The organism is Saccharopolyspora sp. NPDC047091 (genome assembly GCF_040643635.1).
In the GTDB taxonomy this organism is placed as follows: domain Bacteria; phylum Actinomycetota; class Actinomycetes; order Mycobacteriales; family Pseudonocardiaceae; genus Saccharopolyspora_C.
Genome location: NZ_JBEYUS010000020.1, coordinates 28339 through 49765 on the forward strand (window position 1 = coordinate 28339; position 21427 = coordinate 49765).

Sequence of the window (21427 nt, forward strand, 5' to 3'; positions counted from 1 at the left end):
CGCCACCCGCAGCCGGCAGCCGATCACCGTTGACGCCCATGTCCCACCCTTTTCCCGCCGACGTCCGCGGACCCCACCTCCGCAGCTGAGAACGATCACATTACCCCTGGTGAGCGGCACGATCGGCAGCAACGCCCATCGGAGGTGTCACGCCTCACCGCGTTTCCGACCGGCCGGTCAATGCTCGGTGAACGTTCCTACCCGGGCAGGTGACCAGGTTCTGCCGCACTTCACCCGATGCGCGGGACCTCGGGCGCTCGGCGACCACGCACCGGACCGGGCGCGCACCACGGCGGTGCTAGCGGATCACCGACGCGCCAGCACGTTAAGGCGAACCTCGGATTCGATTCAGCACCGTGCGTCCCGGTCCGCGCCGCTCGCACCCAGCGGCGAGCCCGCACCGATCTCACCATGGCTGGACGCCCACCGGAGCAGCTCCGGCGCGGCCGGCGGAACCGCTGGGAGGTGCGATGCGAGGTCGGGGCAGGCACGGCACGGGCACCATCGCGCGCCCGGTGCTGGAGGACGCGCTCGCCACCGCCACCCGCAACCGGGTCTGCCTGGTGATCGCGGCGGCGGGCTGGGGCAAGACCACCGCGGTCCGCTCCTGGGCGGCGACCGCGGACGGCACGGCCTGGTGGTCCCCCGAGGGTGCCGACGACGACGCGGCACGGCTGCTGGCGGCCCTCGTCGACGCCGCGCTCCCCCACCTCCCCGGTCCCGCCCCGGAAACCGACGGCGACGCGGTGCGCGACTGGCTGCGCGCGCTGCCGGTGGACCTGCACCTGGTCGTCGACGACCTGCACGAAGCCGGAGAGCCGGTGGCCGCGCTGCTGGCCGACCTGTGCCGGACCGCGCCGCCGCGGCTGCGGATCGTGCTGCTGTCCCGGCACGAACCGCCGTTCTCGCTGGAACGGCTGCGCGGGCAGGGCAAGGTCACCGAGATCGACGCCGGGTTGCTGGCCTTCGACACCGAGGAGATCGCCCAGCTCGTCGAGCACGCCCTCGGCACCGGGGACGTCGCGCTGGCCCGCGAGCTCGGCGAGCGCAGCGGCGGCTGGCCGGCCGCGGTGTGCCGCGCCATCGAGTCGCTGCGCGCCGTCCCGGAGCCGCGCGGCGGCGGGCTGCCGCCCGCCACCCGGTTCCACCCGTACCTCGCCGAGGAGGTCCTGGGCCGCGAACCGGAACGGGCCAGGCACGCGCTGCACCGGCTGGCCGTGCTGGGCGACGTCACCCACGAGGAGCAGGGCGGCGTGCTCACCGACCTCGCCCGGCGCGGGCTGCTGCGCCCCGCCTCCAGCGGGCGGTGGGCGCTGGTGCCGCCGCTGGCCGAGTTCCTCGCCGAACCGCGCACCGTCACGCCCGAGGTCCGCACCGAGCTGCACCGGCAGGCCGCCGAGGAGCACCACCGCGCGGGCAGGCACGAACGCGCGCTGCGGCACCTGATCGCCGCCCGCGAGACCGAGCGCTGCGTCGCGCTGCTGGTGGAGGCGGGCGCCCGGTTGCTCGACGACGGGCACGCGGACGTGGTGCTCGACGCCGCCACCCTGCTCGGCGATCCGCCCGACCGGCTGATCGCCCGCGTCGTCGGGCAGGCGCACCGGCTGCGCGGGCGCTGGCCGGAGGCCGCCGCCTGCTGGGTTCGGGCCGGTGACCCCGCCGAACCCGGCCTGGCGTGGCGGATCGCCGACGCCGCGCTGGCCAGGGCCGAACCCGCCGCGGCGCTCGCCGCCTGCGCGGTCGCCGCGGACACCGCGGGCGACCCGGTCGACGAGGTCCGGCTGCACGCGACCGCGGCGCTGGCGCACCGGCTCACCGGCGACCTCGCCCGCGGCGAACACGCGGCCCGGCGTGCCACCGAGATCGCCGAGCAACGCGGGCACCCGCGCACCGCACCCGTCGCCGCGCTGGCCGGTGCCGTGCTCGCCGCCGCCCGCGGCGACCAGCGCGCGGCGCGCACCGCGTGGTTCGCCGCCGCCGAGCACGCGCCCGAAGCCCACCTCGGCAGGCTGCACGTGCTGCGCGCGCTGCACCGGACCGAATCCGGCGAGCCGGGCGCGGCGCTGACGCAGGCCGATGCGGCGCTGCGCATCGCCGAGCAGCACCACGACCCGCTGCTGCGCGCGCACGCGCTCACGCAGCGCGCGCACGCGCTGACCAGGCTCGGCCGGTTCGACGAGGCCACCGTCGCGGTCGACGCGGCCTGCGAGGTGTTCGGCCGCTTCGGCACCGGGTTCCTCGCCTGGCCGCTGTGCGTGCGCGGCGACGTGCACCGGTTGCGCGGCAGGCTCGAACGCGCCCGATCCGCCTACGAGGAGGCGCTGTCGCTGGCCGAACCGGCCCGCGACCTGCTCGCCACGAGCACCGCGCTGATCGGTCTCGCGCGCACTCGCGCCGCCGACGACCCGGCGCGGGCCCGGCTGCTCGCCCAGCGCGCCATCGACCTCGGCGAGCACCTGCACGAGGTGCGCGCGCTGCTCACCCGCGGCTGGATCTCGTGGGAGGCCGGGGACGTCGCACCCGCCAGGGCGGACGCGGCGCTCGCGGCCGAACAGGCCCGCAGCCGCGGGGACGAACCGGGACTGGCGGAGGCGCTCGCGCTCACCGCCGTCACCTCCACCGATCCGCTGGAGCACGGGCCCGCGCTGGACGAGGCGGTGCAGATCTGGCGGGACGGCGGCTTCGCCCTCGACGAGGCGCAGGCCGTGCTGCTGCGCCACCGCCTCGACCCGGCGCCCGGCGGGACCGGGGCGGTCGCCGAACTCGCCGAACGCACGCTGCTGGAGCACGGCGCCTCCCCCGATGCCCGGGCCGCCGCCGGTCCGCTCGCCGCGGTCGCCCGGCTGGCGCCGCCGGTGCTGGTGCGCGCGCTCGGCGTGTTCCGGATCGAGCACGCCGGGGTGCCGGTGCCGCGCGCGGCCTGGCAGTCCCGCAAGGCGCGCGACCTGCTGAAGATCCTCGTCGCCAAGCGGCGCCCGATGCGCCGGGAGGAGCTGATGGAACTGCTGTGGCCGGAGGTCGACCCGGTGCGCGCCGGCAACCGGCTCTCGGTGCTGCTGTCCACCGTGCGCGACGTGCTGGCCACCTCGGGCCCGTCGGCCGGTTCGGTGCTGCGCACCAACGAGACCGGCACCGTCGGTCTCGATCCGCGGTACGTGCGCATCGACGTCGAATCGTTCCTCGCGCTCGCCGAGCGGGCGCTGCAGGCGGACCGCGAGGACTCCCCCGGCGCGACCGCCCTGCTGCTGGACGCCGAAGCCGCCTACACCGGCGACTTCCTGGAGGACGACCCGTACCAGGAGTGGGCGGACGCGCCGGCCGACGAACTGCGCACCACGCACGCCGCGCTGCTGCGGGCGCTGACCCGCCGGTCCCGCGACGAAGGCGACACCGACCGGGTGGCGCGCTTCGCGCTGCGGCTGCTGCGCGACGACCAGTACGACGAGGAGGCCCACCTCGACCTGGTCGCCACCCTGCTGCGCGCGGAGCGCTTCGGCGAGGCGCGGCGCCGCTACGAGCTCTACCGGAAGCGGATGCAGGAGATCGCCATCGCTCCCCGCCCGTTCCCCGACGTCCCCGGAACCCGTCGCTCCATTCCCTCCGACGAGTGAGGATTCTGCCCGGGACGGGTGATACAGGCTCATCTCTAAGGAAACCTTAAACCGCCCTGAACTGCGGTTTCCTACTCTCGCGGGGTGCACTACGCCCTCCCGGGGTGCTCATGAGCGCGCCCGCCCCGATCCGACCGGCCACGTCCGCCGTGTCCCGGTCGAACTTCGGCTTCTCGCCGGACGGCCGGGAGATCGCGTGCATCCGCACCAGCGCCGAGGTCTCCACCCTGGAGCTGTGGTCGTTCGCCGCGCGCGGACCGGGACCGCACTCGCTGCGCACCCGCCGCTTCGGCCAGCTGCCCGGGAAGGTCCGCGGCGAACCGGAACTCGTGCACACCGACTCCGGCGTCGATCCCCGCGCGCAGGTGCTGCCGCTCGGCGACGGCCGGGTGCTGCTGCTGGTGAACCGCGGCGGCGGGCTCGCCGAACTGGAGCTGGTGGACCCGGCCGCGCCGCAGGCGCACATCGTGGGCCAGGTACGCGCCGCGGACGGTTACCTGCTGCCGAGCCCGTCGGCGGCACAACTGGGCTTCCTCGTAGCGCGGGAGGACCCGGAACGGACGGCCGTCTGGCGACTCACCGACGGCCCGCCCGGTGTCGAGCCACTCGTGCGGCTGCCCGGCGCCGCCACTGGGGGTGTGTGGCTCGACACCGACGCGGATCTGCTCGCGCTGAACCTGACCCGGCCCGGTCAGGCCGTCGAAGGGGTGCTGGCGGATCTGCGGCGCGGCTCGTGGCAGCCGCTGTTCTCGCTGTCGCCGAGCAGCGACGACCGCATCCTGCTGCACCACCAGCGTTCCAAGCTGCTGCTGGTGCGCTCCACCTCCAGCGGCGCGGACCGGGTCGGCTGGGTGCTGCTGGACGGGGCGGGCAGCGTCCGGTTCCCGGACCGGCTGTGCCCGACGCACATCCCGCTGACCGTCGACGACGGCGGGCAGCGGGTGCTGCTGCGCCGCGAGTCGGGCGCGCTGTCCGCGCTCGACCTGTACGCGCCGCGCGAGGACAAGCTGACCGCGCTGACCCTGCCGCCCGGCCGCACCGGCGACCGGGCGCACCTCAACGGCAAGACCGTGCGGGTGCCGTTCTCCTCCCCCGCGCGGCCGTCGACGCTGGTCACGGTGTCGCCGAGCGGGTCCTGCTCGGCGCTGCCCGAGGAGGCAGGCCGGGAGCTGCCGCCGTGGGCGTCCGCGGACCTGCTGCGCCTCGGCGGCGGCATCGAGGCCGTCGTCTACGGCGGCAGCCAGTGGCGGACCTGCGACCACGTGGTGCTCGCGCTGCACCACACCGAAGGCGAGCTGTGGCGGTGGGAGTTCCACCCGCTGTTCCAGGACCTGGCCTCGGTCGGGGTGGCCGTCATCGCGCCGAACCGCCGCTCCGACGACGGCCGGTGGGGCGGGCCGGACCTGGCCGGGGTGATCTCGCTCGGGCACCACCTGCGGTCCCAGCGCGCCGGGCTGCCCGGGCCGATCCTGCTCGGCGGCGGTCACGGCGGGCGGCTCGGGTTGCAGGCCGCGGGCAGCACCCCCGGGCTGTGGTCGGCGTGCGTGGCGCTGGCCCCGCTGCTGCGGGAGGGGGACGAGCTGGCGCGGGCGGCCGCGGCGAACACCGCGCCGGTGCTGCTGGTGCACGGCACCGGCGACGAGCTGGTGCCGGTGGACCGGGCCCGGTCGCTGCGCCACGAGCTGGCCGGACCGGCGCTGTCCGGGCCCGCGCTGCGGTACCTGGAGGTGGACGCCGGGCACGACGACGTGGCCGCGGCGTCCGGCGGGGCGCTGCGGGAGCAGGTCGTGGCGTTCTGCCGGGGCGGCCTCACCCCCTCACCCGAGGTGCGCTGAGCGCGGTCGGGCACACTGATCGGCCATGAGCTCCACGGTTCTGGTCCTCGGCGGCCGCAGCGAGATCGGTGTCGAACTGGCCGCGCGCCTGGTCGGCGAGGGTGACCGCGAGGTGGTCCTGGCCGCGCGGCGCAGCGGCGACCTCGACGAGCAGGAGGCGCGGCTGCGCGCGGCGGGCGCGGTGGCCGTGGAACGGGTCGAGTTCGACGCCGACGACCTCGCCTCGCACCGGCCGCTGCTGGACGAGCTCACCGCCCGGCACGGTTCGCTCGACGACGTGATCGTCTCCTTCGGCATCCTCGGCGACCAGGAGCGGGCCGAGCAGGACGCCGAGCACGCCGTGTCGATCGTGCACACCGACTACGTCGCGCACGTCTCCGTGCTCACCCACCTCGCGAACCTGCTGCGCGCCCAGGGCCGCGCGCGGCTGGTGGTGTTCTCCTCGGTGGCCGGGGTGCGGGTGCGGCGGGCCAACTACGTGTACGGGTCCGCGAAGGCCGGGCTGGACGGGTTCGCCGCGGGCCTCGCCGACGCGCTCGCGGGCAGCGGCGTGCACCTGCTGGTGGTGCGGCCCGGGTTCGTCGTGGGGCGGATGACCGAGGGCATGTCCCCGGCACCGTTCTCCAGCACGCCCGGCCAGGTCGCCGACGCCGCCGCGAAGGCGCTGCGCCGGGGCCGGGTGGAGGTGTGGGTGCCGTTCGCCCTGCGGGTGCTGTTCGGCGTGCTGCGCTACGTGCCGCGCCCGATCTGGCGGCGGATGCCCCGGTAGGCCGCGGCCACTGGACGGATACCGCTGTTCTCGCCACACTGGAGCCTCATCGGGTTCCGGGCCTGAGGTGCCTGCCCGAACCGGCGTCCAGGTGTTGGAGTGAAGGTGCCCTCATGACGACCGATCGCAACGTTCTCGGTGGCGAGCTGGAGCCCTGCGGCACCGACCCGCTCACCGGTTTCTACCGCGACGGATGCTGCTCGACCGGGCCGGAGGACGTCGGCGAGCACACGGTGTGCGCCGTGGTCTCCACCGAATTCCTGGTGCAGCAGCAGGAAACGGGCAACGACCTGGTGACGCCGCGCCCCGAACACGGGTTCGCCGGGTTGCAGCCGGGTGACCGCTGGTGCGTGTGCGCCTCCCGCTGGCTGGAGGCGTACTCGGCGGGCGCCGCGCCGCCGGTGCTGCTGGCCGCCACGCACGCGAAGGCCATCGAGGTGGTGCCGCTGAGCGCGCTGCGGGAGCACGCGGTGGACGTGCCCGCGGATCCGAGCGCGCTGACCTGATCCGGGACCGGAGCCCGGCGGCGTCCGATGCCGGCGGCTCGGATCGCCCTGCGCGGGGGGCGCGGTCCTGCGCGTCCGGCCCCACTCGCGCTCGGCCGCGGTGCGGCCGCCGGGCCCTTCCGCAGCGGCGGTGAGGGATTGTCCCCCGCGATCACCGCGCGGAGCTTCGTCCACTGTGCACGGCAGTCGAGCGCGACGATCATCGCTCGGGCGACCCGACGGCGAACCGTCCACATCGACCACCGGCGCGCGCGAATTCCGCCCTCGATCCACGTGTTCCCGAAGCGGGGAGCGCACCACTAGGGTGGTGTCGATCTTCGACGGGCTCGTTCCCGCGCCGCGCGGAACCGGCGCGGACGTGTCGCCGATCGGCCGGGTCCCTAGTGGAGAGGCACCGATGATCAGCACCGCGCGCCGGACACTCGGCCTCGGATGGCCGGGCTACCTGATCGGCTGCGCGCTGGTCGCGCTGGCCTACTTCGTGCTCGCGGACACGGCGGGCACCGAGGCGCTGCGCATCGTGCTGTACTGCGGGATCAGCGCCTCCGCGGTGCCCGCGCTGCTGCTGGGGATGCGCCGGTACCGGCCGCGGTGGCGGCTGCCGTGGCTGCTGATCGCCGCCAGCCAGACCGTGTACTTCCTCGCCGACGCGAGCTTCTACACCGCGCACTACCTGCTGGGCATCACCGCGTTCCCGTTCGTGGCCGACGTGCTGTACCTGGCGCACTACCCGCTGATCGTCACCGGGGTGCTGCTGCTGATCCGGGCGCGCACGCCGCGGCGCGACCTGCCGAGCCTGATCGACGCGACCGTGCTGGGCGTGGTCGCGGCGCTGCTGTCCTGGCTGTACCTGATCCAGCCGTTGACCAGCGCCGACGAGTCGGTGCTGACCACGTCGGCGTACGTGGCCTACCCGGTGCTGGACCTGGCGCTGCTGGCGGTGGGGCTGCGGCTGCTGCTCGACCCGGGTCCGCGGCCGCCGGCGTTCTTCCTGCTGGTGGCGAACCTGCTGGCGTTCCTCGCCGCCGACTCGGCCTACGTGTTCCAGCGCATCGACGGCAGCTACGCGGCGGGCAACTTCCTGGACGTGCTGTGGCTGGCCGGGAACATCGCGCTCGGCGCCGCCGGGCTGCACCCGACGATGGCGGCGCTGGCCCAGGCCGGTCCCGGCAAGGAGCTGAACCTGAGCCCGCTGCGGGTGGCGCTGCTCGCGGCCGCCTCGCTCATCGCGCCGGGCGTGCTGGTGCTGGAGAACTCGCGGGTGTCCGCGGGATCGGTGAACGCGATCGCGGTGGCCTGCGCGGTGCTGTTCCTGCTCACCCTGGGCAGGCTCGTGGTGATGGTCTCCGAGCAGCGCAGGCTCGCGGTAACCGACCCGCTCACCGGGCTGCACACCCGCCGGTACTTCGAGGCGGAACTGCCGAAGGCGCTGACCCGGGCGACCCGCACCCGCACCCGGATCGCCGTGTTCATCGCCGACATCGACCACTTCAAGGCCATCAACGACCGGTACGGGCACCCCGTCGGCGACCGGGTGCTGCTGGAGGTCTCGGCGCGGCTGCGCGCGGTGGTCCGCGACGGCGACGTGCTGGCCCGCTACGGCGGCGAGGAGTTCGCGCTGCTGGTCACCGACGTCGTCCCGGAGGACGTGCCCGTGATCGCCGAACGGCTCCGGAACGCGATCGCGCAGGAACCGGTCGCCCGCGCCGAACGGGCGAGCATCGCGGTCACCACCTCCGTCGGGGCCGCCCTCGCCGACGGGTACCGCGACGACCCGGTGCGCATCGTCGCCGCGGCGGATCGCGCGCTGTACGCGGCGAAGGCCGAGGGACGCGACCGGATCTCCGTCGGCGACCGGCGCGCGGCGGCGTCCGAGCACACCGCCTCGCTGGGCTACCTGCACGCGGTCAGCGACCTCGTCGACCGGCACCTGTCCTCGCACTCGCACGGCCGCGCGGTCGGCTCCTACGCGCGGATCGTGTGCGAGGCGATGGGCGCGCCGGCCGCCATCGTGCAGGACACGGAACTCGCCGGGCGGCTGCACGACGTCGGCAAGATCGTGATCCCGGCGTCGGTGCTGGGCAAGCCCGCCGCGCTCGACGACGCCGAGTGGGGGCTGCTGCGCGAACACCCCGACCACGGCTACCGCTTGGTGCGCGCCGTGCCCGACCTCGACGGGATCGCCGAGATCGTGCGCCAGCACCACGAGCGCTGGGACGGCAAGGGCTACCCGCTGGGACTGCGCGGCGAGGAGATCCGGCTGGAGGCGCGGATCGTGTCGGTGTGCGACGCGTGGGCCACGATGCTCTCGGACCGGCCGTACCGGCGCACCCTCACCGTGGACGAAGCGGTGCAGGAATTGCGCGACGGCAGCGGCAGCCAGTTCGACCCGGGCGTGGTGGACGCGTTCCTGCGGCTGCACGACGCGGGCGAGATCCACCGGCTGCCGCCGCTGCCCGTCGCCGACTAGCGGGGCGGGCCCAACTCCTGGTGCAGGTGCTGGGCGATGGCGTGCACGGCGCGTTCGAGGTCTTCCGGTGGTGGCGGAGAGGTGGGGGTGCCGTCCAAGTTCTCGCCCCTACCCCTGAAGTGGACGGTGACCTCGGCATTGGCCTGGCGGAAGTAGACGATGACGATCCGCTGGCCATCGATCACCCGGTTGCACTGCAGCGTCACCGCACCGAGCCGCTGATCTGCCGGGGCAGGGGTCAAGAAGCGGTCCCGGCTCTTCCCGTCCGATCCCGCGCGGGCAAGTTCGACGTCCGGCGCGCCGGTGTCCTTGAGCGCCAAGGCGACGTCGACGTCGAGCCGAGTCCACGCCAGTTCGCCCCATCCGGCGGGACTGGCGTTGTCCCAACCGCAGTGCTGTGACAGGAAATCCCTCGGATGGTCCGGATCGGGAGCGTGCTGCCCACCCGACATCGGGGCCGCCGATCCGACGAGGGACGCCACGGACGCGGGGGGAACGTCCGCGCACGGGTGGAGCGACTCCCGGTAACCCGGGTCCTCCGGCGTCGTCAGCGCGCACGAGCCCGACAACGCCACCAGCACCACGATCGCACTCGCCCGCACCACGCCGCGCAACGACCTGCTCACCAATCCGACTCGAGGAAGCTTCGCCGCGAAAAGTCTTCTTCCTCAACAGGTTCCAACGGCTCGCGACCGCTCACCGGACGTGCTGGCCGCTCCTCGTCGAAGTCCAGTTCCTCCGCCGCTCGGCGTGCGGCGGTGCTCGCCTCGACGATCTCCGAAGCCAACTCGGTCTCACCGCAACGGCCGCAGGTCCCGGGAGCCAACCGGACATCTTCGACACGCCCCAGCGAGTCCACCACAACGGTGACGCCACCTGACGAGGAGACGCCCTTGAACCGGCCGTCGAGCACCGCCTGCGGATCCTCCCGGACCTTCGACATGTTCCGACCGAGTCGCGCCATCGCGTCCTCGATCCGCGCCTGCGCGTTCACCTGCTCGCCCTCACTTGATCGCATCGATTGCCATCCTGCACTCCCGGACCACCCCGGACACCGCTTTTTGCCTGCTCTCAATACCTTTGACGATCGCCATGGCGGCGGACACGGCAGCGAGGATCGCCGTGATCACCGCAGCGATCAGGGCGATGACTTTGCTGACGGTCGGGTCGGGGAATGCGAATGCCGCAGCCGCCACCCCGGCGACCGCGGAGATCACGCTGCCCAATGCGGTGATGGTCGTGATCGTCTCGGTCAGTGCTTCCTCCAGCGCTCCGGCCAGTTCGAGCAATGCCTCCGACATGCGGTCCGCCGGTCCGACTACCTTCTCGATCGTCGAACGCAGCCGTTCCAGTCGCTCGCTGAAGGCGATGAAGTCCCGTCCCCGCCAACCTTGGCCGATGTAGTCGCGGGTGACCTCCAGAGATTCCACCGCTGCCTCGGCAGCCGTGCGAATGCTCTCCGTTCGAGAGTTGTCCGCCCAGTTCTTCCTCGCGACCTCGCGGATCTTCGCCAGATCCAACTCCCGGACGGCGACCAGCTGCCCGGTGATGGGATTGGCCCCCTGCCCCGGCCCCGCTGGGGGCAGCAGCTTCACCACGGAGTCGAAGTCCCCGGTGACCTGCCAGAAGTCGGTGGAAACGTGATCGAGCGGATTGCGCACGCCCGTCCTCCCCCGCCCGCTACCGCGGGCCCTCGTCGAGCTGTCGCCGCACCCGTCCCAGGTCGTCCACCATCTGCTGTTCCCTGGCCAGGTACTCCTCGGCGGAACGCTGGACGTCGAGAGCCAACCGCTCGGCCATCTCCTGCGCGACCTGCCGGAATTCGTCGACGGCGACGAGGCAGTCCCGGTAGGGGCCGCGGACCTGCTGCGCCACCTGCATGTGCACGTAGTTGAGCGGGTCGACCATCGCCTGTTCCTCCGTCGGCGCCGGCACCGCGTCTTCGAGTGCCGCATCGGATCGGAAGTCCGTTCCGCCCATCCCGATGATGTCGCCGGCTTCCCTGATCCGGCCGGCGGCAGCGAGCATGACCTCGTGCGTGGCCGCGATCGACTCGCTCACCCATCTCCTCCGAACATCTCCGCTGGAAATTCGGGCACTACCCTAACGACGGCGCATCGACGGGTGTCCACGCCGAACGGCGATCACTCGTTCGGCGGAGCGGTTCAGAGCTCGTCGGGGAGGGTGTTCCAGAACATGAGCTCGTAGTCCTGGAACAGGCGCGCGTGCTCGCGGGCGCGGGACTCGGTGATGCGGCCCGCATCGAGCTCGGCCTGCACCACCGCCGCGGCCTGCTCGTCCGCACCGGGTGCCGGGGTGCCGAAGAGGTCGAAGAACTCGCAGTCCGAATCGGACAGTCCGTACCGGGTGCGCAACGCCTGCGCCACCTCCGCGCAGTACGAGCCGAACGCGGCGAAGTTCGACACGATCGCCACCGCCGCGTCTCCCGGCTCGGCGTGCAGCGCGAGCCACGACATGTACGCCGGGTAGGCCTGGCAACCGGCCTTCGGCCGGTAGTCCGCGACGTCCTGCTCGCTCCAGCCCAGCGCGGCCGCCAGCTTCGGCAGCGCGCCCAGCGCCGCGCCCTCCCCCGCGGCGAGCCCGGCGAAGAACTCGCGGGTGGGCCGGTCCGCGGCGCGCGCGGACAGGGTGAGGAAGCTGCGCCAGTCGCACGGCACGATGCGGGACTCCTCGGCCGCCAGCGCGGCCAGCACCGATCTCGGCGCGGAACCGGCCTGCACCAGCGGCACCAGCCGGTTCTCCCCCTCCCGCGGGGCGAGGTCGCGGTGAATCGAGTCCAGCAGGGCGCGAGCGGAATCGGTCATGCTCCGATGATCCCACGAACGCCCCGCACCGCGAACCGAAAACCCCTCCCCACAACGGAAAACGGGACGGAACCGGATCAGTCGGACCCGAAGCTCATCGCGAAGTCCGTCAGCGCCGCGCTCGCCACCGGCCGCCGCCCGGCCAGCCATCCCAACGGGCCGTCCGGGTCGAACCGCCACACCGCCGAGCACCAGACCGCCCCGGCCGCGCCGCGCACCGGCGTCTGCTGGAACTCGTGCAGGTCCTGGGCGACGCGGTAGGAGAACGGCCAGCGGCCGGGCAGCCGCGCGAACCGGGCGAACCCGGCGGACGCGATGCCGTCGGCCGCGCAGGAGGTGACGCGCGCGCCGGTGCGCCTGCGGAACTCGGCCCGCTCCTTGGGGATTCCCCACAGCTCCCGGCCGCCCTGCAGGGATTCCGGGCTGTCCACCCAGATCTGGCTGATGTGCACCCGCGGCACCGCGCCGTCGCGGACCAGCACGGCCACGAGGAGCTCGTCGTACTCCAGGACGCTGCCCGGCCCGTAGCGCACCCACGCGGTGCCGACGAGGCCTCGGTCGCCGATCAGCACCGGTGGTGTCTCCAGCGGTACGCCCGGCAGCTCCACCTCCGGCAGCGACCACAGCGACAGGTGCAGGTCGCCGTGCAGCTCCCACGGTTCTGGTGGATAGGTCATCCGTTCTCCTGTTCGGGCGAGCACTTGCCGCGGGCGGGCTTTCCCGCCCCAGCACATCAGATCGGGCTCAGCGGCAACCGCAGCGCCCCGGGCGCCGCGGCGGGCACCACGGGGGCGGCCGGGACGCTGGGCTCGACCGGGCGGTACGGCTCGCCCAGCTCGGGGCGGCGGTCCGGTTCGCCCTTGTTCGGCCACAGCGCCATCGCGCGCTCGGCCTGCGCGGTGATGGTCAGCGACGGGTTCACGCCCAGGTTCGCCGAGATCGTCGAGCCGTCGACCACGTGCAGCCCCGGGTGCCCGTAGAGCCGGTGGTAGGCGTCCACCACGCCGTGCTCGGCGTCGGAGCCGATCGCGCAGCCGCCGATGAAGTGCCCGGTGATGGGGACGTTCGCCAGGTCCGCCCAGCTGCCCGCGGGCACCCCGCCGATCTTCTCGGCGACCGAGCGGGCCGCCGCGTGCCCGGCCGGGATCCACGTCGGGTTCGGTTCCCCGTCTCCCTGCTCGCTGCTGAGCTTGCGGCCGAACAGGCCGCGCTTGGTGCGCAGCGTCAGCGAGTTGTCCACCGCTTGCATCACCAGCAGCACGATCGTCTGCTGCGACCAGCGGCGCGGTGAGTGCAGCGTCGGCAGGTCCCGCCAGTGGCGCAGCATGTGCCGCAACCCCAGCAGGAACCGGTTGCGGCCGGGTTTCGGATCGACCAGCGCGGCCTCCAGCAGCGCCAGCAGGTTGCTGCCCTTGCCGTAGCGGACCGGTTCGATGTGCGTCGACGCGTCCGGGTGCACCGAGGACGTGATGGTGACGCCTTCGCTGAAGTCGCGTTCGTCGCCGCGGGCGCGGGCCGCGAGGATCTGCTCGGAGTTCGTGCGGCTGAGCAGCCCCAGCCGGGACGAGATGCCCGGCAGCGCACCGGAATCCCGCATCCGGTGCAGCAGCTTCTGGGTGCCCAGCGCCGACGCGGAGAACACCACCTCCTGCGCGGTGAACGTGCGGCGCCGCTTGCGCAGCCGCCGCCCGGTGCGCACCGTCGAGACCGCGTAGCCGCCGCCGGGCAGCGGCCGCACCTCGGTGACCGTGGTCAGCGGGTGCACCTCGGCCCCGGCGTTCTCGGCCAGGTGCAGGTAGTTCTTCGCCACCGTGTTCTTCGCGCCGTGCCTGCACCCGGTCATGCACTCGCCGCAGTGCAGGCAGCCCTGCCGCTTCGGTCCGGCGCCGCCGAAGTACGGATCCTCCGCGGTGGCACCGGGTTCGCCGAAGTACACGCCGACCTGCGCGCGGTGGAAGGTGTCGGCGATGCCGAGATCTTCGGCGGCGGCGCGCATCGCCTCGTCCGCCGGGGTGTCCCGCGGGTTCTCGGCCACGCCGAGCATCCGCTTCGCCTGGTCGTAGTAGGGCGCGAGTTCGCGGCGCCAGTCGGTGATGCCCGCCCACTGCGGGTGCGCGTAGAACTCGGCCGGGGGCTCGTACAGGGTGTTGGCGTATACCAGCGATCCGCCGCCGACCCCGGCGCCGCTGAGGATCAGCACGTCCTTGAGCAAGTCGAACCGGAAGATGCCGTAGCAGCCGAGCTTCGGCAGGTACAGGTAGTCGCGCAGCCGCCACGAGGTCTTCGGGAAGTCCTCGTCGCGGAATCGTCTGCCCGCCTCCACCACCCCGACCCGGTAGCCCTTCTCGGTCAGCCGCAGCGCGGACACTCCGCCGCCGAAGCCGGAACCGATGACGAGCACGTCGTAGTCGTGGTCGGGCATGTGCACACCTCTCAGGGGGTCCGGGCCGCCGTCGGCCCGCTCGATCGCTGTGGAATTCGGGGCGGAGCGGCGGTCACGTGGTGGAAGCCGTCAGCACTTGGAAGTCGTTCAGGTCGGGGCACCGGGTGCGGCGCCGGTACTCGGTCATCGATCCGGGCCAGTTGGTGCTGATCCGCCCGTCGGAGTCGCGGTACCAGCTGCGGCAGGAGGTCCACACGCTGTCCCGCAGCCGCCGCTGCATCTCGTGGTCGAACCGCTCCGCGGCGGTCGGGAGCACGTCCAGCGCGGCACCGGGGCGCCGGGCGAGCCTGCGCACCAGGCGCACCACGTACCTGGCCTGGCTCTCCAGCACGTGCACCACGGAGCCGGAGCCGAGGTTGGTGTTGGGTCCGTACATCACGAACATGTTCGGGAAGCCGGGCACCGCCATGCCCAGGTAGGCGCGCGCGCCCCGCTTCCACACCTCGTCGAGCCGGGCGCCACCGGCACCGGTGATGTCCACCGTGGACAGGAAGTGGCTCGCGTCGAACCCGGTCCCGAAGATGAGCACGTCCGCGGGATGCTCGACGCCGTCGGCGGTGCGCACCCCGTTCCGCGTGATCCGGTCGATCGCACCGCGCTCCAGGCGGACGCCGTCGCGGGAGAACGCCGGGTAGTACTCGCTGGAGAACAGCACCCGCTTGCAGCCGATCGGGTGGTCGGGCGCCAGGTCCGCGCGCAGCGGCTCCGCGGCCGCCTGTCTGCGGCGATGGCCGCTCGCGACCAGGGTGAACACCTTGCCGATGCCCTGCGCGGTGGTCAGCCCGCGCCCGGCCGCTTCGAAGAACAGCCACACCCCGAACCGGCCGAGCGCCTGCGCGCCGGGGACGTGGCGGAACGCGAACCGGTGCCAGGACTGGTAACCGCGGTCCGGGCGGGGAACGATGTGCGGCGCCGAGCGCTGGTACACGGTCATCTCCCGCACCCGGTCGGCGATGGCGGGCACGAACTGCACGGCGCTCGCGCCGGTGCCGATCACCGCGACCCGCTTGTCCCGCAGGTCCAGCTGGTGGTCCCAGCGGGCGGAGTGGAACGCGGGGCCGTCGAAGTCGTCCAGCCCCGGCAGCTTCGGCACGACCGGTTCGCTCAGCTGGCCTACGGCGGGCACCAGCACGTCCGCCTCGACGAGGTCGCCGGATCCGGTGCGCAGGCGCCACTTCCGGGATTTCTCGTCGTAGTCGGCGGCTTCGATGGAGGTGTTCAGCCGCAGGTGCCGGGTCAGCCGGTTCTGCTCCACGCAACGCCGCAGGTACTGCAGGATCTCCGGCTGCTCGGCGAACCGGCGCCGCCAGGTCGGTTCCGGCTGGAACGAGTACGAGTACAGGTGCGAGGGCACGTCGCAGGCGGCTCCGGGATAGGTGTTGTCCCGCCACACCCCGCCCACGCCGGGGGCGCGTTCGAAGATCGTGAACGAGGTGTGGCCGGCACGCCGGAGCTGCGCGGCCACCGCGATGCCCGCGAACCCGCTGCCGATGATGGCGACATGGGGTTGGCGGATCGGTGACATGCGGGCTCCTCGTGGTCGTGCGCTGGGGACACGATCACGTTATGCCGGGTTTCACCTGTCCGGTCTGACGCCGACGGCCAGATCATTGATACTTTCGGACAGGGCGCCGACCACCGGGTTCCGGCCCGCTGCCGGGTCGATGCGACGTTCCGGGGCGCGCGGTGGGCGCGGTTCAGCCCGCGGGCAGGGCGGTGCGCTGGACCTTGCCGGTGGCGCTGCGCGGCACCGCGCGCACCAGGTCGACCTGCCGCGGGACCTTGTGCCGGGCGAGGCGCTGGCGGACGAAGTCGACGATCTCCAGCGGGTGCAGCTCCGCGCCGGGGATGGGCACCACGAACGCGTGCAGCCGCTGGCCGAACTCCGGGTCGGAGATGCCGAGGACGGCGACGTCCTTCACGGCCTGGTGGGTGGCGATGAGGTTCTCCACCTCGGCCGGGAACACGTTCTCCCCACCCGAGATGATCATGTCGTCGGCGCGGCCGTCCACGAACAGCAGCCCGGATTCGTCGAAGTGGCCGAGGTCGCCGGTGTCCACCAGCCCGTCGATCTGCGGCCGCCCGAAGCCGGTGGTGTACCCGGTCGAGGTCAGCGTCCCGCCCGCGAAGATCCGCCCCAGCACCGCGGGCCGGGTGATCCGCCGGTTCCCCGCGTCGTAGAGCCGCACCGCGCAGCCGTGCGGGCTGCGTCCCGCGGTGCCCGGTGCGCGGCGCTGCTCGGCCGGGGTGGCGACCGCGGCGACCGCGGCTTCGGTGGAGCCGTACAGGTTGTAGAGCACGTCGCCGAGCCGCTCCGCGGTGGCCCGCGCCAGCTCCGGGGCGAGCACCGAACCGGACACGATCACCACGCGCAGCCCGGACAGGGTGGTGCGCAGGAACTCCGGGTCGAGGTCCAGCAACCGCCGCAGCATCGTCGGCACCAGCACGACCGCGCGGCATCCGTGCGCGCGCACCGCGGTCGCGAGGCGCGCGGCGTCGAACCGGTGCCGCACCACCACGGCGCTGCCGAGTCCGAACGCGACGGTCAGCTGCGAGTACCCGATGGCGTGGAACAGCGGGGAGGCGATGAAGGTGGGTTCCCCGGCACGCAGCGGGATGCGGTCGAGGAATTCGGCGGCGCTCAGCGCGGAGCGGACCTGCCTGCGCGCCCCCTTGGGTCTGCCGGTGGTGCCGCTGGTGAGCAGCACGACGCTCGCCGGTCGCCGCGGCCGGGGGATCACGGGTTCTTCCGGGGACTGCTCGGCCTCCGCGAGCAGGCCGGTCAGCGTGGTGGTGCCGGGGCCGCCTTCCGCGGGCCAGGCCTCGAAGTGCGGCACCCGCAGCCGGGTCCGGGCCACCAGCGGGGCGAACTCTCCGTCGGCGACGAGCGCGGCGGCCTGCTCGCGGGCGATCACGTCGGCGAGTTCGGGCGCGGCGAAGCCGGTGTTCAGCAGCACCACGTGCACGCCGAGCTTCCCGCAGGCCAGCAGCACCAGGACCAGCCAGCGGTGGTCCCGGCAGCACACCGCGATGGTGTGCTCGTCGTCGAAGCCGCGGTCGCGCAGCGCGACGGCCAGCAGGTCGGAGGCGCGGTCCAGTTCGGCGTAGGTGACCTCGCCGAGCTCGTCGACGAGGCCGACGGCGGCGGGCCGGGTCCGGGTGCTGTGCCGCAGTGCTCCGACCAGCGGACCCCAGGCGCGCACGTCGGCGAGTCCGCGCAGCGCGCGGCGGGGCGCCGTCGGCGAGGCCATGCCCGCTCTGGCCAGGACCCGCAACGCGCGCGTGCCGTGCCGCGTCCCGCCCGCGCCGTCCGTTCGCCCGTCTCGCACCATTCCCGCTCCCTCGCTCTGCGCACCGCAACCGGTGAAGATCGGGAACACCTATCGACCTCGCGCAGAGCGCGTCAAGTTAGCTGTTCGGACCGAGAATTTTCTTGTCACGCCGATGACAATCCCCGCGAGCACGTTCCGCCGAAAGGCGTAATCACTGCATCCCGAGCACCCGTGGCGGCCGGTCCGATCAGACCACTGAGGACTGCTATCGACAGCCCTCCGACCGACCCGCCGGATGGAAACCGTTCCAGTGCGGTTCAACTCGCGTGCACCGACGGTCCACAGTGTCCGCACAGTGGACCGAACTCGTCCTGGCGACGCACCGTCACCACGCCCGCGCCGACACGCCGGGGCATGTCGGGCCGGGTGCGCGAGCCCGGTCGGGGCAGACTCCTCCGCGACACCGATCGACGAGGAGCGGACATGCGACGAACGATGCTCACCGGGCTCGCCCTCGGCGTGCTGATCTCCACCGCGGCCCCTGCCACCGCGGCGAGCGCCCCGGCACCGGAACCGGCGGAGGCCGCGCTGACCGCCCTGGTCGACCTCGCCGCGCAACGCCTGCTGCTGGCCGACGAGGTCGCCGCCGCCAAGTACGGCACCGGCGCTCCGATCGAGGACCCGCCGCGAGAGCGGGAGGTGCTCGACGCCGTCGCCGAACTCTCCACCGAGGCGGGGCTCAACCCGGCGGACGGGGTCCGGTTCTTCCGGCACCAGATCGAAGCGGGCAAGGAGGTCCAGCGCGGCCTGTTCGCGGAGTGGGACGCGCACCCGGAGCTGCGGCCCGACCACCGCCCCGACCTCGGCGCGGACGTGCGGCCCGAACTGGACCGGATCAGTGCCGGCGCCGTGCGCGAGCTGCGCAGGACCGAGCCCGTGCGGGAACCCACCGACGAGTGCCGGCTCGACCTCGCCGCCGCCGCGGTCAGCGCCGTGTTCGGGCACCGGCTGGACGCGCTGCACCGCGGCGCCCTCACCGAGGCCGTCGGGACGATCTGCGAATGACCACCTGAACACGCTCCGACCTGCGGGTATCGATGTTCCTTGTCGGCGCACGCGAAACTCGTGTTTCCCGGTTCCGCGCGGTGCTGCCTAGCGTCGGTGGTGCACCGGCGAAGCGCGCCGGTCGACCGAGCACGGCAGGAGGGCGAAATGGCCGAGCACACGCTGAACGGCAAGGTCGCGGTGGTCGCGGGCGGCGGCAAGAACCTCGGAGGGCTGATCAGCACCAAGCTCGCCGAAGCCGGGGCGAAGGTCGTGGTCCACCACCACTCCGAGTCCTCGAAGGACGACGCCGAGCGCACCGCCGAGGCCGTCCGCGCGGCGGGCTCCTCGGCGGTCGTCGTCGCGGGCGACCTGACCCGCGTCGAGGACGTGCGGCGGCTGTTCGACGCCGCAGTCGACGAGTTCGGCGGGGTGGACGTCGCGGTGAACACCACCGGCATGGTGCTGCGCAAACCGATCGTCGAGACCTCCGAGGAGGAGTACGACCGGATGTTCGGCATCAACGCCAAGGCCGCGTACTTCTTCCTGCAGGAGGCGGGCCGCCGGATCAACGACAACGGCAAGATCATCAGCTTGGTGACCTCGCTGCTGGCGGCGTTCACCGACGGCTACTCCACCTACGCGGGCGGCAAGGCTCCGCTGGAGCACTTCACCCGGGCCGCGGCCAAGGAGTTCGCCGACCGCGGCATCTCGGTGAACAACATCGCCCCGGGCCCGATGGACACCCCGTTCTTCTACCCGCAGGAGACCCCCGAACGGGTCGAGTTCCACAAGTCGCAGGCGCTCGGGAACCAGCTCACCAAGATCGAGGACATCGAGCCGCTGGTCCGCTTCCTGGCCACCGACGGCTGGTGGATCACCGGACAGACGATCTTCGCCAACGGCGGGTACACCACCCGCTGACCGGACCGCCCGCGAGGGTGGAGCAGGATCGGGGCGGCCGGAGCGGGGGGCCGGCCGCCCCGAGCGAGGGCGACCCGCCTGACCGGCGGCACGTGACCAGGACGGGAGGCCGGACGTGGGACTGGACCTGCGCAAGCTGGAGCACCTCGTCGCCGTCGCCGAAGAAGGCGGGTTCACCAGGGCCGCGGCGCGGCTGCACCTCACCCAGCAGGCGCTGAGCACCTCGGTGCGCAGCCTCGAACGCGAGGTCGGAGTCCCGCTGCTGCGCCGCGACACCGGCGGCGTCACCGCGCTGCCCGCCGGGCAGGCGCTCATCGACGACGCCCGCGTGCTGCACGGCATCGCCCGTTCCGCGCTGCACCGCGCCCGCCGCATCGGGCGCGGCGGCGCGGAGACGCTGCGGGTCGGGCACACCCCGGCGGTGACCAGCGACGAGGTGACCGCGCTGGTGCACACCGCGCTCGCGGAACTGCCCGGGCTCGGCACCGAGGTGCACCAGCACTACCCGCAGCGGCTGGCCGACGACCTGCTCGGCGGCGACCTCGACCTCGGGCTCTGCCGCGGCATGCACCCGCAGCACGGGCTGACCCGCAGCACCCTCCGCCAGGACCGGCTCTCGCTGGCCGTCGCCGCCGAGCACCACCTGGCCGACCGAGACCACGTCGAGCTCACCGAACTCGCTGCGGAACGGCTCGTCGTCTGGGGCGATCCGGGGCGGTCCGGCTACACCGACCTGCTGCTGGAGCACTGCCGCCGCGCCGGGTTCGAACCGGAGCACCTGCGCAACCCGATCCAGGGCACCCCGCCGGTCACCGCCGTGATCGGCACCGGGTACGTGGCGCTGGTGACCGCGCCGCCCGGGCCCGCCGCGGGCGGGCGGACCCGGGTGGTGGAGCTGCGCCCCGCGCTGTTCGCGCCGCTGCACGCGCTGTGGCCGGCGCACCTCGCCCACGACCTGCGCGACGCGTTCCTCACCGCCTCCCTGTGACCCGCCCGGCGGGTCTCGGCTTTCCGCTCAGCCGACGTCCGCCCGGGCGACCGGCACCGCCGCGGGTTCCCCGTCTCGCGACGACGGCGACATCGCCGTGGTGGGCACGCATCGGACATCGCGGCCGCACCGAGAGAACGGGCAGCGAGCAGACCACTGGAGTTCCGCCACCTCGGTGTCACCCGGCAGAAGCGGACGGACGGGCAGGCACCGCGTGAACGGCCGCGCGCGAAGTCACCACTGGTACGGCAGGAACTTCCCGTCCAAGGTCACCACGACCCGGTCGCCCTGCGGATCTTCGACCCGGCCGACGTCGAGCCGGAAGTTGATCGCGCTCATGATGCCGTCGCCGAACTCCTCGTGGATCAGCTCCTTGATCGTCGGCCCGTAGACCTGCAGCACCTCGTAGAAGCGGTACATCGTGGGATCGGTCGGCACCGCCTCGTCCAGCGCTCCTCTGGTCGGCTGCAGGCGCAGCGCGTGCAGCACGTCCGGTCCCAGCTCCAGCAGTTCCACCGCGGCGCGCGCCTCCGGCTCCGGCATCGGGTGCTGGCCCAACAGCGCCGCCGTCGTCCACGCGACCGGGCGGCCCACCGCCTCCGCCAGCTGCGCCCAGGTCACGCCGAGCTCGACCTTCTTCGCCCGGACCGCGGCCGCCGCCTCCTGCTTGCTGGTCATGCGCACTCCCGTCCCACCCGGTCGCCCGGGCGTCAGCTGATCCATCCCGGCCATCCTCACCC

The 21427-nt window shown here is 73.3% G+C and carries 18 protein-coding genes; 8 read left to right on the forward strand and 10 right to left on the reverse strand.

The genetic code is table 11. The annotated features are described in order from the left end of the window. Window positions 1-470: 470 nt before the first annotated feature. The 5 genes from ABZ805_RS11750 to ABZ805_RS11770 all read left to right on the forward strand — a co-directional run bounded on the left by ABZ805_RS11750 (window position 471) and on the right by ABZ805_RS11770 (window position 9191). Entirely contained in the window at window positions 471-3611 is a 3141-nt protein-coding gene (locus ABZ805_RS11750; RefSeq protein WP_358437985.1) for a tetratricopeptide repeat protein, read from the forward strand. A 110-nt stretch (window positions 3612-3721) separates the two neighbouring features. Next, window positions 3722-5446: a S9 family peptidase gene (locus tag ABZ805_RS11755; protein ID WP_358437988.1), complete on the forward strand. Its 1725-nt coding sequence runs from the start codon at window positions 3722-3724 to the stop codon at window positions 5444-5446. A 25-nt stretch (window positions 5447-5471) separates the two neighbouring features. Next, window positions 5472-6215, forward strand: a complete 744-nt coding sequence (locus tag ABZ805_RS11760) for an SDR family NAD(P)-dependent oxidoreductase (protein ID WP_358437991.1) — start codon at window positions 5472-5474, stop codon at window positions 6213-6215. Between the two features lie 113 nt (window positions 6216-6328). Then, the gene (locus ABZ805_RS11765) at window positions 6329-6721 is read left to right on the forward strand and encodes a DUF2237 domain-containing protein (protein WP_224959131.1); all 393 of its coding nucleotides are present in this window, start codon (window positions 6329-6331) and stop codon (window positions 6719-6721) included. Between the two features lie 397 nt (window positions 6722-7118). Further along, on the forward strand, window positions 7119-9191 hold the full coding sequence (locus ABZ805_RS11770; RefSeq protein WP_358437994.1) for a diguanylate cyclase: 2073 nt from the start codon (window positions 7119-7121) through the stop codon (window positions 9189-9191). Here the strand turns inward: ABZ805_RS11770 and ABZ805_RS11775 are convergent. From ABZ805_RS11775 to ABZ805_RS11815, 9 genes are all read right to left on the reverse strand, one after another. Continuing rightward, entirely contained in the window at window positions 9188-9805 is a 618-nt protein-coding gene (locus ABZ805_RS11775) for a hypothetical protein (RefSeq protein WP_358437997.1), read from the reverse strand. The two genes, ABZ805_RS11770 and ABZ805_RS11775, sit on opposite strands and share 4 nt — an antisense overlap. An 8-nt stretch (window positions 9806-9813) precedes the next feature. After that, window positions 9814-10209 carry a hypothetical protein gene (locus ABZ805_RS11780; RefSeq protein ID WP_358438000.1) on the reverse strand — a complete coding sequence of 132 codons (396 nt, stop codon included), beginning with the start codon at window positions 10207-10209 and terminating at the stop codon, window positions 9814-9816. Beyond that, the gene (locus tag ABZ805_RS11785) at window positions 10196-10852 is read right to left on the reverse strand and encodes a WXG100 family type VII secretion target (RefSeq protein ID WP_358438003.1); all 657 of its coding nucleotides are present in this window, start codon (window positions 10850-10852) and stop codon (window positions 10196-10198) included. Before ABZ805_RS11785 ends, ABZ805_RS11780 begins: the two co-directional genes overlap by 14 nt. A gap of 19 nt (window positions 10853-10871) precedes the next feature. After that, entirely contained in the window at window positions 10872-11252 is a 381-nt protein-coding gene (locus ABZ805_RS11790; RefSeq protein WP_258349131.1) for a hypothetical protein, read from the reverse strand. Window positions 11253-11356: 104 nt separating this feature from the next. Continuing rightward, complete coding sequence (locus ABZ805_RS11795; RefSeq protein ID WP_358438007.1) at window positions 11357-12016, reverse strand: transcriptional regulator; 660 nt, start codon at window positions 12014-12016, stop codon at window positions 11357-11359. A gap of 77 nt (window positions 12017-12093) precedes the next feature. Beyond that, a complete protein-coding gene (locus tag ABZ805_RS11800; RefSeq protein WP_358438010.1) occupies window positions 12094-12693 on the reverse strand; it encodes an acetoacetate decarboxylase family protein in 600 nt (199 codons plus the stop codon). A gap of 56 nt (window positions 12694-12749) precedes the next feature. Beyond that, complete coding sequence (locus ABZ805_RS11805) at window positions 12750-14438, reverse strand: GMC family oxidoreductase (protein ID WP_358438012.1); 1689 nt, start codon at window positions 14436-14438, stop codon at window positions 12750-12752. 73 nt (window positions 14439-14511) lie between these two features. Then, on the reverse strand, window positions 14512-15984 hold the full coding sequence (locus tag ABZ805_RS11810; RefSeq protein WP_358438013.1) for an NAD(P)/FAD-dependent oxidoreductase: 1473 nt from the start codon (window positions 15982-15984) through the stop codon (window positions 14512-14514). Between the two features lie 172 nt (window positions 15985-16156). Continuing rightward, window positions 16157-17791: an AMP-binding protein gene (locus ABZ805_RS11815; protein ID WP_358438016.1), complete on the reverse strand. Its 1635-nt coding sequence runs from the start codon at window positions 17789-17791 to the stop codon at window positions 16157-16159. A 423-nt stretch (window positions 17792-18214) separates the two neighbouring features. Here ABZ805_RS11815 and ABZ805_RS11820 point away from each other — a divergent pair, with 423 nt between their 5' ends. The 3 genes from ABZ805_RS11820 (at window position 18215) to ABZ805_RS11830 (ending at window position 20687) form a co-directional block, all read left to right on the forward strand. Then, complete coding sequence (locus ABZ805_RS11820; protein ID WP_358438019.1) at window positions 18215-18796, forward strand: chorismate mutase; 582 nt, start codon at window positions 18215-18217, stop codon at window positions 18794-18796. A gap of 147 nt (window positions 18797-18943) precedes the next feature. Beyond that, window positions 18944-19699 carry an SDR family oxidoreductase gene (locus ABZ805_RS11825; protein ID WP_358438022.1) on the forward strand — a complete coding sequence of 252 codons (756 nt, stop codon included), beginning with the start codon at window positions 18944-18946 and terminating at the stop codon, window positions 19697-19699. Window positions 19700-19814: 115 nt separating this feature from the next. After that, the gene (locus ABZ805_RS11830; RefSeq protein WP_358438025.1) at window positions 19815-20687 is read left to right on the forward strand and encodes a LysR substrate-binding domain-containing protein; all 873 of its coding nucleotides are present in this window, start codon (window positions 19815-19817) and stop codon (window positions 20685-20687) included. Window positions 20688-20921: 234 nt separating this feature from the next. Here ABZ805_RS11830 and cynS read toward each other — a convergent pair whose 3' ends face one another. Continuing rightward, window positions 20922-21365: a cyanase gene (cynS, locus tag ABZ805_RS11835; RefSeq protein WP_358438028.1), complete on the reverse strand. Its 444-nt coding sequence runs from the start codon at window positions 21363-21365 to the stop codon at window positions 20922-20924. Between the last annotated feature and the right edge of the window lie 62 nt (window positions 21366-21427).

Excerpts from the sequence above, each read along its gene's own strand:
- ABZ805_RS11750 (WP_358437985.1), top strand. The coding sequence starts at position 471 with ATGCGAGGTCGGGGCAGGCACGGCACGGGCACCATCGCGCGCCCGGTG.
- ABZ805_RS11755 (WP_358437988.1), top strand. The coding sequence starts at position 3,722 with ATGAGCGCGCCCGCCCCGATCCGACCGGCCACGTCCGCCGTGTCCCGG.
- ABZ805_RS11760 (WP_358437991.1), top strand. The coding sequence starts at position 5,472 with ATGAGCTCCACGGTTCTGGTCCTCGGCGGCCGCAGCGAGATCGGTGTC.
- ABZ805_RS11765 (WP_224959131.1), top strand. The coding sequence starts at position 6,329 with ATGACGACCGATCGCAACGTTCTCGGTGGCGAGCTGGAGCCCTGCGGC.
- ABZ805_RS11770 (WP_358437994.1), top strand. The coding sequence starts at position 7,119 with ATGATCAGCACCGCGCGCCGGACACTCGGCCTCGGATGGCCGGGCTAC.
- ABZ805_RS11780 (WP_358438000.1), bottom strand. The coding sequence starts at position 10,209 with ATGCGATCAAGTGAGGGCGAGCAGGTGAACGCGCAGGCGCGGATCGAG.
- ABZ805_RS11795 (WP_358438007.1), bottom strand. The coding sequence starts at position 12,016 with ATGACCGATTCCGCTCGCGCCCTGCTGGACTCGATTCACCGCGACCTC.
- ABZ805_RS11800 (WP_358438010.1), bottom strand. The coding sequence starts at position 12,693 with ATGACCTATCCACCAGAACCGTGGGAGCTGCACGGCGACCTGCACCTG.
- ABZ805_RS11805 (WP_358438012.1), bottom strand. The coding sequence starts at position 14,438 with ATGCCCGACCACGACTACGACGTGCTCGTCATCGGTTCCGGCTTCGGC.
- ABZ805_RS11810 (WP_358438013.1), bottom strand. The coding sequence starts at position 15,984 with ATGTCACCGATCCGCCAACCCCATGTCGCCATCATCGGCAGCGGGTTC.
- ABZ805_RS11815 (WP_358438016.1), bottom strand. The coding sequence starts at position 17,791 with ATGGTGCGAGACGGGCGAACGGACGGCGCGGGCGGGACGCGGCACGGC.
- ABZ805_RS11820 (WP_358438019.1), top strand. The coding sequence starts at position 18,215 with ATGCGACGAACGATGCTCACCGGGCTCGCCCTCGGCGTGCTGATCTCC.
- ABZ805_RS11825 (WP_358438022.1), top strand. The coding sequence starts at position 18,944 with ATGGCCGAGCACACGCTGAACGGCAAGGTCGCGGTGGTCGCGGGCGGC.
- cynS (WP_358438028.1), bottom strand. The coding sequence starts at position 21,365 with ATGACCAGCAAGCAGGAGGCGGCGGCCGCGGTCCGGGCGAAGAAGGTC.